Here is a 13,989-nt window from a genome sequence, read left to right as displayed (position 1 = left end):
GGCAGAATCCAAGCGGCGGCGGTGTTATTGCTCGTTTTGATGGTGTTCAAGCCGGCTACAGTGTGTTGCCAAAACTGCGCGCCAACGTGGTTTTTGGCAAGCCATCGGATCAATTGCTTGATACGCAACGCTATTTTTACGGTGCATCTATCGATGCTGATGCGCTAACGTCGAAAACGAGTGGTAGTTTTTTCTTTAACCGTCAAATGATTGACGGTGTTATTGATAGAAATGCTTTTGGTACAGAATTGCGTTACTTCGATAGTGGGTTGAATGCGTCCTTTGCCTTCGACTACGACACCTACTTAAAGGTGGTCAACGTGGGTACCGTGCAGGGTACGTGGCAGTCCCCGAAGGGGGCGTCTGTGAACTTCAGCTTTGATCGACGCATGGTTTCCATCTTGGCGTTGAGCAATGCGCTTTATTTTTCACTCGATCCCAATACTTTGCCGGTTACATCGCCTTGTGCTGCTCAAAATAATCCACCGGGATACACGCTTCCCGCATTCAGGCGGATCAGCGATCTTTTGACTTGTTACTCATCTTGGGATCAGCTTCGTTATGAAGTTCATGAAGTCACGGCCATGTATTCGCAGGGCTCGCTTGGCTTCACAACGCCGGTGTCAGCCCGCTGGCAGGTGGGTTCTTCGGTGGGGATGATGAATATTGGTAGCGTCGCTCCAGTGCCAGGTGTTCTGCCCATGGGTAGCGAAAGTACGGGGGATTTGTGGAATATCAGTGCGCAGATGATTGGAACCAATCTCTATTCATCACGCGACAGTCACGTCTATAGCCTTAATTACCAGTCGTCGGCGAAAAGTCACGGTGCTCAGTTGTCATATAACAATACATCGAGCATCGGGGAGCGTGTGCAGATCGATCCTTCTTTGCGATATATTGTCCAGCGAGATGACTCTTTGGTTTCGAGTTTGATCAAGACAACCAGACGCGTTGCGCCTGGATTGCGCATGTCGTACAAACTCACGAAAAATTTCGTGGTCGAAGGGGACTACGCTTACGAATACAGCGTGGTCGATCGCCCCATGGGTTGGAGTTTGGCAGGCACACCACCACAAGCGGTGTCGTCTAGTTTGGAAACCTCCCGCAATAATACCTACTCCATTGGTGCTCGTTACGACTTCTGAGGTGGCTCGTCCATCGCTTAGCGCCCAAGGGATTGCCTGTGGGCGGGGTGGTCGGCCGTTGCTGACAGATTTGAACCTTAGCCTGCAACCGGGCGAGATTCTCTGGGTCAAGGGGGGTAACGGGCGGGGAAAATCCAGCCTATTGCGTATCTTGGCGTCGGTCGTTCCACCGGATGAAGGTCGGGTGGACTGGGCAAGCCGACCGGTTTACTTGGGTCATGCCAATGCGCTCAAAGAGGATTTGTCGGCTTTTGAATCGTTGGCGTTCATGGCCGGTTTGCATGGATTGGCCGTGACTGCCGATGCTATTGAGCAAGCTTTGAAGCGTTTTGGTATGTATGCTCGGCGCCGAGCCATGGTCCGAACCTTTTCTCAAGGCCAGCGTCGGCGTGTCGCTTTGGCGAGGTTATTGCTCAATCCTCTGCCGGGCCCTTGGGTTTTGGACGAACCGTTCGATGCCCTTGATAAGGCCGGGATTGAGGTGTTGAACGAAGTGATCGAAAACCACGTTCGCCAAGGTGGCAGCGTGGTGATGACCAGTCATGTGGATTTGAGTTTCAAATCCTGCGTGCACAGGGCGTTTCTCCTGCCTGATCCAACCCAGACCGTGAAACAGCTATGACGTCCGTGATGGGGGTGATTGTCAAAAGAGATCTCATGCTGGCAGCGAGACGTCGGATCGATGCTTTGTTGCCGGTGGTTTTCTTTGTGGTCGCCGTGACGTTATTTCCGCTTGGCGTGGGGCCAGAGGCTCAGGTGTTGCGGCAGATCGCTCCTGGCGTTGTATGGGTCTGTGCCTTGATGGCTTCGATGATGTCGGTGACGCAGATTTATGCCCAAGATCATGCTGATGGCACCTTGGAGCAAATGCTGGTTTCGGGTCAATCCTTGATGCAAATTTCCTTGGCCAAGGCGTTGGTGCATTGGCTCACCACAGGGTTTCCTTTGATGCTGGTGACTCCGGTGATCGGTCTGCTGTTTGATGTGCATCGCGATGCGATCGAAGCTCTTTTCTGGGGGCTCTTGCTCGGAACGCCCATCCTCAGTCTGTTGGGAGGAGTGGGTTCTGCGTTGACTTTGGGTTTACGCAGTGGTGGGGTTTTGGTGGTCCTTCTTGTTTTACCCTTATGTATCCCGGCTCTTATTTTTGGTGCGGGTGCCGTGGGAGCGGTTGATTCGGGTCTTTCAGCATCCGGACATTATTCTTTGCTTGGGGCCTTGTTGATTTTCTCGGTGTTGGGTGCGCCCCCCGCGACGGCAGCGGCGTTGAGAATCTCATTGCATTGAACTGAAAAACTTGGATTGAATCCCATGCGATTGTTTACCTTTGCAGCTCCATCGCGGTTTTATGGTTTGTCGGGTGCGCTGATTCCTTGGCTCTGGGCAGTGACTGTGCTACTCAGTCTGGTTGGGCTATATATCGGATTTATCGTGGCACCGACGGATGCCACGCAGGGTGAGGCTTATCGCATCATCTATATCCATGTGCCGGCCGCTTGGATGTCGATGGTGCTTTATCTTGCGATGGCGGGTTGGGCGGCGGTTGGCTGGGCTTGGAATGTCCGCTTAGCGTCGATGCTGGCACGCGCCATTGCGCCCACGGGGGCCATGTTTGCTTTTGTTGCGCTTTGGACAGGGGCCTTATGGGGTAAGCCAACGTGGGGAACATGGTGGGTTTGGGATGCACGTTTAACCTCACAGTTGATTTTACTTTTCCTCTACTTAGGGTATATCGCCTTGGTTGAGGCTATCGATGATCCGAAAAGATCGGATCAAGCGGGGGCCTTGTTGGCAGTGATTGGCGCGGTGAATATTCCGATCATTTATTTCTCGGTGCGATGGTGGAATACCCTCCATCAAGGGGCGTCAGTCAGCATGGATGCAGCCCCGAAGATGGCTTCGATCATGTTGATGTCGATGTCTGTGATGACCTTTGCCTTTTGGGCTTATGCCTTCGCCGTTATATTCACCCGGGTTCGGGCCATTATTGTTGAGCGTGAGGCGGACACAGATTGGGTCGCCGCCCTGAAGCGAAACTGAAACTTCTGACAAGGGTTCGTGATGCGTGAGTTTCTGGAAATGGGTGGCTATGGAACCTATATTTGGGGTTCTTATCTGGTCACGGCGTTGGTCATGTTGCTTGAAGTCGGGTTGGCACGGCGGCGCTTTGCGGCGGCCTTGCACGCCTCGGCCCTGGATTGCGAAGGAAATTGAACCGTGAAACCGCGTCACAAGAAAATGTTGATCGTGCTGGTGATCTTGGCAGCGGTGGGTGCCGCCGTGGCCTTGGTCATGAATGCCTTCCGCAGCAATTTGGTGTTTTTCTATTCGCCCTCGCAAATGATTGCCAAGGAAGCGCCGGTCGGCAAAACCTTCCGTCTGGGTGGTTTGGTGGTGCAGGGCAGCGTCAAGCGCGAAGGCATCAAGGTGCAGTTTGAAGTGACCGATACCGTGCAGAAAGTGCCTGTGGTCTATGAGGGCATCCTGCCGGACCTGTTCAAGGAAGGCAAAGGCGTGGTGGCCCAAGGTAAGTTGGAAAACGATGTTTTCGTCGCCAAGGAAGTCTTGGCCAAGCACGACGAAAACTACATGCCGCCCGAGGCCGCTGAGGCTTTGAAGCGCGCAAAACAAGGTGGGACGTTGAAATGATTCCTGAAATTGGCCATCTGGCCTTGTGGTTGGCCTTGGGTACGGCTTTGGTCTTGGGTGTCGTTCCACTGGCTGGGGCGCAGCGTGGGCGGGCGGACTGGATGGCTTTGGCACGGCCCACCGCCGTGGTGCTGTTCGTGTTGGTGGCGATCGCTTTTGGCGCGCTGGTCGCGTCGTTTGTTCGCCATGACTTTTCAGTGCTGTACGTGGCTTCCAATTCCAACAGCGCCTTGCCGCTGCCCTACCGGGTGGCTGCGGTCTGGGGCGGTCATGAAGGCTCGCTGCTGCTGTGGATGCAGATGCTCACGATCTGGATGTTGGCCGTGGTGATGTTCAGTCGTCATTTGCCGCGTCCGGTGCTGGCACGCATTCTTTCGGTCATGGGCTTGGTCAGCGTGGGCTTCTTGTTGTTCATGCTGATCACCTCGAACCCCTTCGTGCGCCTGTTTCCGGCCGCGATGGATGGTCGCGATCTGAACCCGCTGCTGCAAGACCCGGGCATGGTGATCCATCCCCCGATGCTCTACATGGGCTATGTGGGCTTCTCGGTGGCCTTTGCCTTTGCCATTTCGGCCCTGATCGGCGGCAACTTAGATACCGTGTGGGCGCGTTGGTCGCGTCCTTGGACCACGGTGGCGTGGATGTTCCTCACGGTCGGTATCGCCTTGGGTTCATGGTGGGCGTATTACGAATTGGGCTGGGGTGGCTGGTGGTTCTGGGATCCGGTTGAAAACGCGTCCTTCATGCCTTGGCTGGTGGGCACAGCGCTCATCCACTCGTTGGCGGTGACTGAAAAACGCGGCAGCTTCAAGAGCTGGACCGTGCTGTTGGCGATCATGGCGTTCTCGCTTTCGCTCTTGGGCACCTTCCTTGTGCGTTCGGGGGTGCTGTCTTCGGTGCATGCGTTCGCCTCCGACCCGAGTCGTGGTTTGTTCATCTTGGGCTTCTTGGTCGTGGTGATCGGCTCATCGCTGACGCTCTACGCTTGGCGTGCGCCGAGCGTGGGTTTGGGCGCGCGGTTTGCGTTGGTCTCGCGCGAAAGCATGCTGCTGTTCAACAACGTGTTGCTCGTGGTGGCTTGTGGTGCGGTGCTTTTGGGCACCCTGTATCCGCTGCTGTTGGATGCGCTTGATTTGGGCAAGATTTCAGTGGGCGTGCCGTATTTCGACAGCGTGTTCATGCCCTTGATGGCCCCCATGATTTTCATGTTGGGTGTTGGGCCCTTGGCGCGCTGGAAAGAAGCGGCGGTGCCCGATCTGGTCAGTCGGCTCAAGTGGGCGGCCTTGGTGGCGTTGCTGGCTTCGCTTGGGTCCGGCTGGCTGGCTGGGGAGATTCGCTTTGCAGCCAGCATCGGCTTGGCCATGAGCTGGTGGATCGTGGCGACGGTGGTGACGGATTGGCTGGAGCGCTTGCGTCCGGCCAAGGGCGATACCTCGCGCAGCTTCATGACGCGTTGCCGACAGATGCCGCGTACGGTGGTCGGCATGAGTGTGGCGCACTTGGGTGTGGCGGCGTTCATCGCTGGGGTGACCATGGTCAAGACTTACGAAGTCGAGCGTGATGTGCGCATGGACGTGGGCGATACCACCGAAGTGAGCGGCTTCGTCTTCACCTTCAAGGGCACCCGCGATGTGCGGGGTCCGAATTACGTGGCCGCGCGGGCTTGGATCGATGTCAGCAAGAACGGCCAGCATGTCACCGACATGTACCCCGAAAAGCGCATCTACCGCGTGCAGCGCAACCCGATGACCGAAGCCGCGATTCATGCTCGGGTGGCCGGGGATCTGTACGTTTCTCTGGGTGAGCAGGTCGAGAACTCCAAAGCATGGGTGGTGCGGGTCTACGCCAAGCCCTTTGTGGATTGGATTTGGGGCGGCTGCCTGTTGATGGCTCTGGGGGGGTTGATCGCCGTCACGGACCGACGCTACCGCATGTCGCGGCGTGCCGCAGCCATGGAGGCCGTATGAAGAGTTGGAAGTTTCTGGTGCCGCTGGCTATTTTCTTGGTGTTGGTGGGTTTTCTCGGCGTCGGCCTGAAACTCAATCCGCACGAGGTACCGTCCCCGCTGATTGGCAAGCCCGCTCCGGGTTTTGACGTGTTGGTGCTGGGGCCGTCCGAGCGACATATCCGGCGCGACGATTTGCTGGGCAAACCGTGGTTGCTGAACGTGTGGGCTTCGTGGTGTCCGGCGTGTCGCGACGAGCATCCGGTGCTGGTCGAATTTGCCAAGCGCAAGCTGGTGACCCTGTATGGGCTGGACTACAAAGACACCGATGCGGACGCCCAAGGTTGGTTGAACAATTTCGGCAACCCTTATGACGCTGTCTTGCTCGATCCCAAGGGGCGTGTCGGCATAGATTGGGGTGTTTACGGTGTGCCTGAAACCTTTGTGATCGATGCCAAGGGCGTGGTGCGCTACAAGCACATCGGCCCGCTGACACCGGAAGTGTTGCGCACCAAGATTGAGCCTTTGCTCAAGGAGTTGTCATGAACGGCTGGGTCCTGATGCGTCGTTGCAGCTTGGTGGCTTGCCTGTTGGCGGCTTGGCTCGGGTTGATGGGCAGCAGTGCTTGGGCCCGTGAAGCGGCCCCCGAGGCTGAAGATCCGGTCTTGGAAGCGCGCATGTTGCGCGTCACGGCCGAGCTGCGCTGCTTGGTGTGTCAAAACCAAACGGTGGCGGATTCGCATGCCGAGTTGGCGGTGGATTTGCGCAACCAAGTGCGCGACATGCTGCGCCAAGGCAAGAGCGAGGCCGACATCATTGCCTACATGACGGCGCGTTACGGTGATTTCGTGCTCTATCGGCCGCCGTTCAAAGCCACCACCGCCTTGCTGTGGGCGGGACCGGCGGTGCTGTTGCTGGGGGGGCTTTTTGTCCTCTTCACCGTGCTGCGTCGGCGCAGTCGTATGGATGCCTCGGCCTTTGAGGCCGAGCCCGAAGAAACTTCCTCTATCAAAGCCTGAACACATCCATGAGCCAGACCCTTGCCTCGCTGCGGCACCAGTTGCAGCAACTGAAGGAATTGACCGACGCTGGCGCTTTGCCCGCGACCCAATACGAAGAGAGCAAGGCGGCCCTTGAGCGCAAGGTGTTGGAGCTCGTCATGGCCGGGGCCACCGAGTCGCCTGCACCTGTGCCTGCCAAGAGTGTTGCCCGTGCTGCTGCGGTGAGTGACACGGTCGAAGGGCCGACCGCCAAGCCTTCTTTGACGTTGGTGGGTGGGCTGGTTTTGGCGGTGGCCTTGATCGGCACTGCGGGCTATCTCTGGCGCGGTTCGCCCTCGGGCGGCGCCCCTGCCACGGCAGCCATGGGCAGTGCGGGTGAGGCGGCTGGAGAGGGTTCGGCCCAAGCGGGAGCGCCGCACGAAGCCGGTCCGGATAACCAGCAGTTTGCGGCCATGGTGGAAAAGCTGGCTGAGCGCCTCAAGGCTCAGCCCAACGACGCTGAAGGCTGGGGCATGTTGGGGCGCTCCTACAACGTGCTGGGACGACCGGAAGATGCTCTGGAGGCTTATGCCAAGTCGTACAAGCTCAATCCCAAAGACGCTTCTTTGCTGGCGGACTACGCCGACGCTTTGGCGGTCAAAAACAACCGCAGCTTGGCGGGCGAGCCGCTCAAGCTGATCCGTGAAGCCTTGGCGCTGGACCCGAACAACATCAAAGCACTCTCCTTGGCGGGCACCGAAGCTTTTGAGCGCAAGGATTACGCCAGTGCCGTCAAGCTCTGGGAAAAAGCGCTTTCTGTGGCTCCGGGGGACGCCAGCGAGCTGATTCAGCAAGTCCAAGCAGGGATCGATGAAGCTCGGCGTTTGGGCAACTTAGGCCCGGCGCCGGCAAAGACGGCTGCGCAGCCGGCGGTTGCCGTGGGCAAGTCGGTGCAAGGCTCGGTGAAGTTGGCACCTGCTTTGGTGGGCAAGGCCAGCCCGACCGATACGGTCTTCATCTATGCGCGTCCGGCGGAGGGCCCGCGCATGCCGTTGGCTATTTTGCGCAAGCAAGTCAAGGATCTGCCCTTCGACTTCACCTTGGATGACAGCTTGTCGATGTCCCCGGCGGCGCGCCTTTCTGGGGCGACCCGGGTGGTGGTGTCGGCCCGTGTCAGCAAGACCGGCGAAGCCATGCCGCAGCCGGGCGATCTCACCGGCCAAACGGCCCCGGTGGCGGTGGGAAGTACCGGTCTGAAGGTGGAAATCACCGAGGTCGTGGGGGCGAAATGATCTACTTTTGGTTGTACGCCTTGGTCGGCGTGGCGGTGATGGCGATGTACATGCGCCGCCACAAGCGCATGGAGCGGGCCCATGCCGAAGAGTTGGCTGCTTCTAAAGCTGCCGGTCTGGGTGAGCCGGCATCGTTGCATCCGATCGTCAACAACGTGCTGTGCATCGGCTCGGGCTCCTGTGTGCAGGCGTGTCCCGAAGATGCGCTGGGTGTGGTGGGTGGCAAGGCCGTGCTGAAAAATGCCGCCGCGTGCATCGGTCATGGCGCCTGCAAAACCGCTTGTCCGGTGCACGCCATCGAGTTGGTGTTTGGCACCGAAAAGCGCGGCATGGAGATCCCGAATCTCACGCCTGATTTCGAAAGCAACATCCCCGGCATCTTCATCGCGGGCGAGTTGGGTGGCATGGGCCTGATCCGCAATGCCTGCGCCCAAGGCCGCCAAGCGATGGACGCGGTTTATCGGCGTAAGGCCGGCGGCAAGGCGGACTTTGACGTGGTGGTGATTGGTTGCGGTCCGGCGGGCCTCTCGGCCGGTTTAAGCGCGATCGAGCACAAGCTGAGCTACAAGCTGCTGGAGCAAGAAGACTCGCTGGGCGGGGCGGTGTATCACTACCCACGCAACAAAATCGCCATGACCAATCCGGTCGATTTGGCGTTGGTGGGCAAGGTCAAGTTCGGTGAAATCCAGAAGGAAAAATTGCTGGAATTCTGGAACGGCGTGGTGCAGAAAACCGGCTTGAAGGTGAGTTTCCGCGAGCGCATGGAACACATCGAGACGCAAGCCGACGGCACCTTTATCGTCAAGACCAACCAAGGCAACTACACCACCCGCAACGTCTTGCTGGCGCTGGGTCGGCGCGGGACACCGCGCAAGCTTGATGTGCCGGGCGAGGAAACGCCGAAAGTGGTTTACCGCCTGATCGACGCTGAGCAGTACCGGGGTCAAGCCGTGCTGGTGGTGGGCGGCGGTGACAGCGCCTTAGAAGCGGCGATTGCTTTGGCGGCGGAGGAAGGTACCGAAGTGACGCTGTCTTATCGCAGCGAGGCCTTTGCACGCGTCAAGCAGAAGAATCGCACCTTGCTCGAAGAAGCGCAAAAAGCCGGTCGGCTCAAGGTGCTGATGACATCGACCGTCAAGAACATCGGTCCCGGTTCGGTGCAGATCGAGCACGAAGGCGAGAGCCGGGTGTTGCGCAACAACGCTGTGATCGTTTGCGCGGGCGGCTTGTTGCCGACACCGCTGTTGCAAAAGATCGGGATTCAGTTCGATACCAAGTTCGGCACGGCCTGAGCCAAGGCGACGAACTCAGCCACGGGTACTTCCTCGGCACGGCGTTGCAAATCAAAAGGATGCGTGACGCCGCGCTCTTCCAGCCACCGACCCAAGGTGTTGCGCAGGATCTTGCGCCGCTGTGAAAACGCCACCATCACCAGTTCACCCAGCACGGCGCGATCCAACTGCGGCGCTTGGGCGTGCGGCACCATCGTGACGATGGCCGAATCGACCCGAGGGGGCGGATCGAAGGACTCGGGCGGCACGTCCAGCACCGACTCGATCGCATAGCGCCACTGCAACATCACGCTCAGCCGGCCATAGTCTTTGCTGCCGGGTGCAGCGGCCATGCGGTCCACCACTTCCTTTTGCAGCATGAAGTGCTGGTCTTCGACCCCATCGACGTGATCGAGCAAGTGGAACAGGATCGGGCTGGAAATGTTGTACGGCAAGTTGCCGATGATGCGCAGCTTGGAGGCGCCCAAGGTTTGAGCGAGGGCGCGGATATCGACTTTGAGCACGTCCGACTCGATCACGTTCAACTCAGGACGTTTGCGCAGGCGCGCGGCCAAATCGCGGTCGAGTTCGATGACGTTGAGCTTTTGGCAGCGCTCCACCACCGGGAAAGTCATGGCGCCCAAGCCGGGTCCGATCTCGACCACGGTTTGTTCGGGGCGCGGATTGATCAGATCGACGATGGCTTGGATGAGCATCTTGTCGGTCAGAAAGTGCTGACCGAAGCGTTTGCGGGCAATGTGTTTCATAGGGGCGGCTCACGCAGTTCGACATAAGCGCGGGAACGAACTTCGCGTGACCAGTCGAGGAAGGCTTGGGTGTATTTGCTTTCACGCAGGCTCGCGCGGGCTGTTTCCCGTTGTTCGCGGGTGCTCAGCGCCACCGTTTTGCGCTCAATCAGTTGGATCAGGTGCAGACCAAAGCGTGAGGTGATCGGTTCGGAGACGCCACCGGGGGTGAGTTTTTGCATCGCTGTTTCGAATTCCGGCACAAACTGTCCCGGGCCCGCCCAACCAAGATCGCCGCCGCTGGGGGCGCTGCCATCTTCGGAGTGTTGTTGTGCCAAGCCTTCGAACGTGGCCTTGCCCGATTCAATTTGCTTCTTGAAATCCGTCAAACGGGCTTGCGCAGCTTCGGGCGTCAACCCCGGTCCTGGGCGCAGCAAGATGTGTCGAGCGTGGTGTTGCACCACGCTCAAGGTGGGATCCCGTCGCTCAAGCAATTTGATGACGTGAAAGCCCGCCCCCGACTTGAGGATCGTTGGGGCCACTTGGCCCGCAGTGAGGGGCCGAACCGCCTCAAGAAAGAGGTCGGGCAAGCGCTGAGCGGTGCGCAGACCCAAGGCACCCCCTCGGTCTTTGGGTCCATCCGAGAACGCTTGGACCACGGCGGCAAAATCGCTGCCGGGGCGGGTGGCTTGGTTCAGGGCGTCTTGGGCGCGCTGGCGTCGCTTCTCAAGCTCGGCCGCTGGGGTGTTTTCGGGCACGCTGATCAAGACTTGGGCAATGTCGTATTCGACCACGAGCCCCGCTTTGGCACGCTCTGCACTCAACCAATCTTCGATGTCTGTTTCAGTGATGCGGATGCGGTCTTGCACTTCGCGTTCCCGCACGCGCTCCAACAAAATTTGATCCCGCAAGTTATTGCGCAACCGCGTGTAGTCATAGCCTTCGGCCTTCAGTTGCTCACGCAGTTGGACCACGCTGACTTTGTTCTGCTCAGCCACATTGGCCACGGCGCGGTCGATCTCGGCCTCGTCGATGCGCATGCCGACGTCGCGGGCCATGCTTAGCTGGGCCCGCTCACCGATGAGTTGATCCAAGATCTGGCGACGCAGATCCTCTTGTGGCGGCGCGGCGACGCGGGTGCGGCGGGCCTCATCCAAGACTCGAAACAGACGGGCTTCGACTTCAGCGTTGGTCACCACTTCCTGATTGACCACCGCGACGATGAAGTCCCCCTCTTGGCGTGTGGCTCCGGTGATGATCGGCGTTGGGGTCACAGCTTTGGCGGTTGCCGGGGGTGCCGCTGAGACCGCCGGAGCTGCTGTGACGGTGGCCACCACCACCCACATCAGCGTCCACAAGGCCCGCAGGTTTCGGCGGCGGGGCGGGCAAGGCAGCTCGGAGATCAACAGAGGCAGCGTCATGGATGGGACAAATCAGGCGAGGGCAGGGAAGAAGGGGATGGTGTGGGGACTGCGCTGGGGCTACCCGGGTTCACACCCGACTCGCGCAGCAGGCGGTAGCCGGGGATATTGTCCTTCAACACCGTCAGCGGGTTCTGACCCAAGCGCGACAGGCCGACCAGTTCCAACTGGAACAGCAGCCGAGTGGTGGCGGTGTCGGGCAGGGTGGATTGATGCTGCACCACAAAGCGGCCGATCCAGCAGCCGGCGTCGTATTCGAGCCCACCGATCAAGCCGGTGAGGCGTTCATCGCGCATGCTGTAGTCGAAACGCCCGACGCCGTAGAGCGTGCCTTGGCAATCGCTGCCACCGCCGCTGCTGGGTGATTTGCGCTGAGGCGCGGGGGTGTCACCCCACAGTTCACTGAGGGCGGGTATGGCCCCTGAAATCGGCCACTGCCAGCCCAAAGCGACTTGCTCGCTGGTGCCGCGTTGCAGGCGATAGATGGCGCTGACGGTCCGGAAGGGGCCGGGGGAATATTGACCACTGAGCACGGAGCGACTGATGCGGCTGATTTCTGGATCGTGTTGCACCGAGCCTTCGAAACGCCAATGCGGATCGGTGCTGATGCTGCCCGAGAGCAGCACATCGGAGAACTGGCGTGTCAGCGGTTGACCATCCTCGGTGATGCGCTGGGGCTCCAAGAGCATGCGCTGCGCGATATCCACCCGGGCGACTTCGGCCCCGGTACGGTCGGAGAGCCAGCGCGAGCGCACCCCCGTTGTGACGCGATTGGCGTCGGCAACGCGGTCGATGCCCGAAAACGCCGTGTCAGCAAAGATGGTGGCGGCGTTGAGGTCGAGTGCGGCGCTGTCAAAGCGCGGCACCATCGACTGGTCGTACCACGGGGTGCGCACGTACAGCACGTGCGGCTCCAGCGTCTGGGTCAGCCCTTGAGTGCCCCACTGGGTCGGACGCTCAAAGACCCACTGGTTGTCCAGACTGAAGCTCGGGATGGTCCGAAAGTACGACAGATCACCCGTGACCAAGGGTTGCTCCAAGGTGTATTGCGCGCTGTTGACCAGCAACTTGGGGCTCACTTGCCAGCCCTCGTCGCCAAAGTGCCAAGCCACTGAACCCAAACCGTGGGTCCGTGCGCCTTGCAGCATGGTGGGGTCTTCGTGGACAAAGCGGTTGTATTCGGTTTCCAGCTGTGCTTCGAGCGCCCCGGAGCGCGCTTGCCAGCGCAGGCCCACCTGCGGATCCCGGCGGTAGGGGGCCACGATGGTTGCTGAAGCCAAGGGCGATTGCAGAATCTGCCACTGCTGAGCTTTGGTGTAGAACTGCTGATCCACATGGAGCCCGCCCCATTGCCAGTGGTCGTGACGTTGCAAGCTGGCGCGCGATTCCAGCAGCCGGGGGGTCCAGTTTTCGGCACCGTGCAAACCGTCTTGCCAGTAGTTGTCGTCTGAGACACGCAGCGTGGCCCAGTCGTAGTGCCAATCGCGGCTCAAGGTGCCGGTGTGTTGCCAGCGGGCCGCCCAGCGTTGGGTTTGGGCCCAGGTGTCATAGGGGAGCGTCACCAAGCTGACGGTGCCCCCCAGACTGGGCTCCAGATAGCGGAATTCGCCGTCAAGCTCCAAGCCGCGTCGCGAGGAAAGAATCGGGGTGATGGTGGCGTCGTGGTTCGGGGCGATGTTCCAGTAATAGGGCACGCCGAATTCCACCCCGCTGGTATTGGACAGGTTCAGCACCGGCGGCAGCCAGCCGGATTTGCGCTCGGTGCTGATCGGAAAACTCATCAACGGCATGGCCAAGATGGGCACGTCATAAAAGCGCACCACGGCCCCTTCGGCCACACCCTCGTTGCGTGAGAAATCGAGCGAGAGATGTTGGGTGGTCAGCACCCAAGGCAAGGTGCTGTTGTCCTTGTCCTTCGGCGCTGGGCAGCTGCTGTAGGTGGAACCTTGGGCCTCGACGTGGTCTTGGCCTTTGAACTCGATGAACTCCGCTTGGCCACTGGCTTGGGTGCGCCCAAAGTGATAGTGCGGCGCTTCCAAGCGACCGTTTAGCGTGCTGGCGTTGAAGTCCAGCAAGGTGCCGCGAAAGACATTGCCGTCGCTCAGCAACTCCACCTGACCTTCGGCCCGGGTTTGCTGTGAATTCAGGTCGTAGCTGAGTCGATCGGCGCGCAGGCTGAGACGGTTTTGCTGCAACAGCACCTTGCCTTCGGCGATGAAGTCGCGGTTGAGGCGGCCGCTCAAGCTGTCGGCTTCGATCTGGATCGGACCTCGGGTATCGGGGGCCGTCGTTTGGGCGTGGGCAGCCCCGAAGAGACCGAGGGAGCCAACCCAACCGAGCCCGATGAAGGTCCAAGAGCAAGAGCGAAGCAAGGGGAACAACACAGTTCTGGATCGACGTGGGCGCGTGGGGTGGCGGAAAGGGGGCGAAGGGGTGGAGATGCTCTCAAGTCGTCTTGGGCGCGCTCGCTAGAATCCTTCGATTATTTCATGCGCCCGGGGCTCCACCCGTCGGGCCACCCACCGTGAACCCGAATCCGA

Annotated in this window: 14 protein-coding genes; 11 read left to right on the top strand and 3 right to left on the bottom strand. The window is 59.6% G+C overall.

The features are described from left to right. From AB3X39_RS10885 to AB3X39_RS10835, 11 genes are all read left to right on the top strand, one after another. Window positions 1-1,145: hypothetical protein (locus AB3X39_RS10885; protein ID WP_369417403.1), on the top strand; the 1,145-nt coding region annotated here is incomplete at its 5' end. After that, window positions 1,126-1,767: a heme ABC exporter ATP-binding protein CcmA gene (gene ccmA / locus AB3X39_RS10880; RefSeq protein ID WP_369417402.1), complete on the top strand. Its 642-nt coding sequence runs from the start codon at window positions 1,126-1,128 to the stop codon at window positions 1,765-1,767. The genes AB3X39_RS10885 and ccmA, both read left to right, overlap by 20 nt. Next, window positions 1,764-2,432, top strand: coding sequence for a heme exporter protein CcmB (gene ccmB, locus AB3X39_RS10875; RefSeq protein WP_369417401.1), 669 nt, complete (start codon window positions 1,764-1,766; stop codon window positions 2,430-2,432). Before ccmA ends, ccmB begins: the two co-directional genes overlap by 4 nt. Window positions 2,433-2,456: 24 nt before the next feature. After that, window positions 2,457-3,185 (top strand): heme ABC transporter permease CcmC, encoded by a 729-nt coding sequence (gene ccmC / locus AB3X39_RS10870; RefSeq protein ID WP_369417400.1) that lies wholly within the window; start codon window positions 2,457-2,459, stop codon window positions 3,183-3,185. A gap of 21 nt (window positions 3,186-3,206) precedes the next feature. Next, a complete protein-coding gene (ccmD, locus tag AB3X39_RS10865) occupies window positions 3,207-3,359 on the top strand; it encodes a heme exporter protein CcmD (RefSeq protein WP_369417399.1) in 153 nt (50 codons plus the stop codon). Between the two features lie 3 nt (window positions 3,360-3,362). Continuing rightward, window positions 3,363-3,794 carry a cytochrome c maturation protein CcmE gene (gene ccmE / locus AB3X39_RS10860; RefSeq protein WP_369417398.1) on the top strand — a complete coding sequence of 144 codons (432 nt, stop codon included), beginning with the start codon at window positions 3,363-3,365 and terminating at the stop codon, window positions 3,792-3,794. Continuing rightward, complete coding sequence (locus tag AB3X39_RS10855) at window positions 3,791-5,761, top strand: heme lyase CcmF/NrfE family subunit (RefSeq protein WP_369417397.1); 1,971 nt, start codon at window positions 3,791-3,793, stop codon at window positions 5,759-5,761. The genes ccmE and AB3X39_RS10855 overlap by 4 nt, the downstream gene beginning before the upstream one ends. Next, window positions 5,758-6,285, top strand: coding sequence for a DsbE family thiol:disulfide interchange protein (locus AB3X39_RS10850; RefSeq protein WP_369417396.1), 528 nt, complete (start codon window positions 5,758-5,760; stop codon window positions 6,283-6,285). Before AB3X39_RS10855 ends, AB3X39_RS10850 begins: the two co-directional genes overlap by 4 nt. Continuing rightward, a complete protein-coding gene (locus AB3X39_RS10845; protein ID WP_369417395.1) occupies window positions 6,282-6,758 on the top strand; it encodes a cytochrome c-type biogenesis protein in 477 nt (158 codons plus the stop codon). Before AB3X39_RS10850 ends, AB3X39_RS10845 begins: the two co-directional genes overlap by 4 nt. Before the next feature lie 8 nt (window positions 6,759-6,766). Beyond that, a complete protein-coding gene (locus AB3X39_RS10840) occupies window positions 6,767-8,011 on the top strand; it encodes a tetratricopeptide repeat protein (RefSeq protein ID WP_369417394.1) in 1,245 nt (414 codons plus the stop codon). Beyond that, the gene (locus AB3X39_RS10835; RefSeq protein ID WP_369417393.1) at window positions 8,008-9,303 is read left to right on the top strand and encodes an NAD(P)-binding domain-containing protein; all 1,296 of its coding nucleotides are present in this window, start codon (window positions 8,008-8,010) and stop codon (window positions 9,301-9,303) included. Before AB3X39_RS10840 ends, AB3X39_RS10835 begins: the two co-directional genes overlap by 4 nt. On the opposite strand, the gene rsmA is transcribed toward AB3X39_RS10835, so the two are convergent. From rsmA to AB3X39_RS10820, 3 genes are read right to left on the bottom strand one after another with little or no spacing between them, the layout of a single operon-like run. Next, window positions 9,273-10,049, bottom strand: a complete 777-nt coding sequence (gene rsmA, locus AB3X39_RS10830) for a 16S rRNA (adenine(1518)-N(6)/adenine(1519)-N(6))-dimethyltransferase RsmA (protein ID WP_369417392.1) — start codon at window positions 10,047-10,049, stop codon at window positions 9,273-9,275. The genes AB3X39_RS10835 and rsmA overlap by 31 nt on opposite strands. Then, window positions 10,046-11,449 (bottom strand): peptidylprolyl isomerase, encoded by a 1,404-nt coding sequence (locus tag AB3X39_RS10825; protein WP_369417391.1) that lies wholly within the window; start codon window positions 11,447-11,449, stop codon window positions 10,046-10,048. Before AB3X39_RS10825 ends, rsmA begins: the two co-directional genes overlap by 4 nt. Next, window positions 11,446-13,830, bottom strand: a complete 2,385-nt coding sequence (locus AB3X39_RS10820) for an LPS-assembly protein LptD (protein WP_369417390.1) — start codon at window positions 13,828-13,830, stop codon at window positions 11,446-11,448. Before AB3X39_RS10820 ends, AB3X39_RS10825 begins: the two co-directional genes overlap by 4 nt. Between the last annotated feature and the right edge of the window lie 159 nt (window positions 13,831-13,989).

Source organism: Leptothrix ochracea (assembly GCF_041083635.1).
GTDB classification, from domain to species: domain Bacteria; phylum Pseudomonadota; class Gammaproteobacteria; order Burkholderiales; family Burkholderiaceae_C; genus Sphaerotilus; species Sphaerotilus ochraceus.
This window is presented reverse-complemented; position numbering and strand designations above follow the sequence as displayed.

Excerpts from the sequence above, each read along its gene's own strand:
- ccmD (WP_369417399.1), top strand. The coding sequence starts at position 3,207 with ATGCGTGAGTTTCTGGAAATGGGTGGCTATGGAACCTATATTTGGGGT.
- ccmC (WP_369417400.1), top strand. The coding sequence starts at position 2,457 with ATGCGATTGTTTACCTTTGCAGCTCCATCGCGGTTTTATGGTTTGTCG.
- AB3X39_RS10855 (WP_369417397.1), top strand. The coding sequence starts at position 3,791 with ATGATTCCTGAAATTGGCCATCTGGCCTTGTGGTTGGCCTTGGGTACG.
- AB3X39_RS10825 (WP_369417391.1), bottom strand. The coding sequence starts at position 11,449 with ATGACGCTGCCTCTGTTGATCTCCGAGCTGCCTTGCCCGCCCCGCCGC.
- AB3X39_RS10835 (WP_369417393.1), top strand. The coding sequence starts at position 8,008 with ATGATCTACTTTTGGTTGTACGCCTTGGTCGGCGTGGCGGTGATGGCG.
- ccmB (WP_369417401.1), top strand. The coding sequence starts at position 1,764 with ATGACGTCCGTGATGGGGGTGATTGTCAAAAGAGATCTCATGCTGGCA.
- AB3X39_RS10845 (WP_369417395.1), top strand. The coding sequence starts at position 6,282 with ATGAACGGCTGGGTCCTGATGCGTCGTTGCAGCTTGGTGGCTTGCCTG.
- AB3X39_RS10850 (WP_369417396.1), top strand. The coding sequence starts at position 5,758 with ATGAAGAGTTGGAAGTTTCTGGTGCCGCTGGCTATTTTCTTGGTGTTG.
- AB3X39_RS10840 (WP_369417394.1), top strand. The coding sequence starts at position 6,767 with ATGAGCCAGACCCTTGCCTCGCTGCGGCACCAGTTGCAGCAACTGAAG.
- rsmA (WP_369417392.1), bottom strand. The coding sequence starts at position 10,049 with ATGAAACACATTGCCCGCAAACGCTTCGGTCAGCACTTTCTGACCGAC.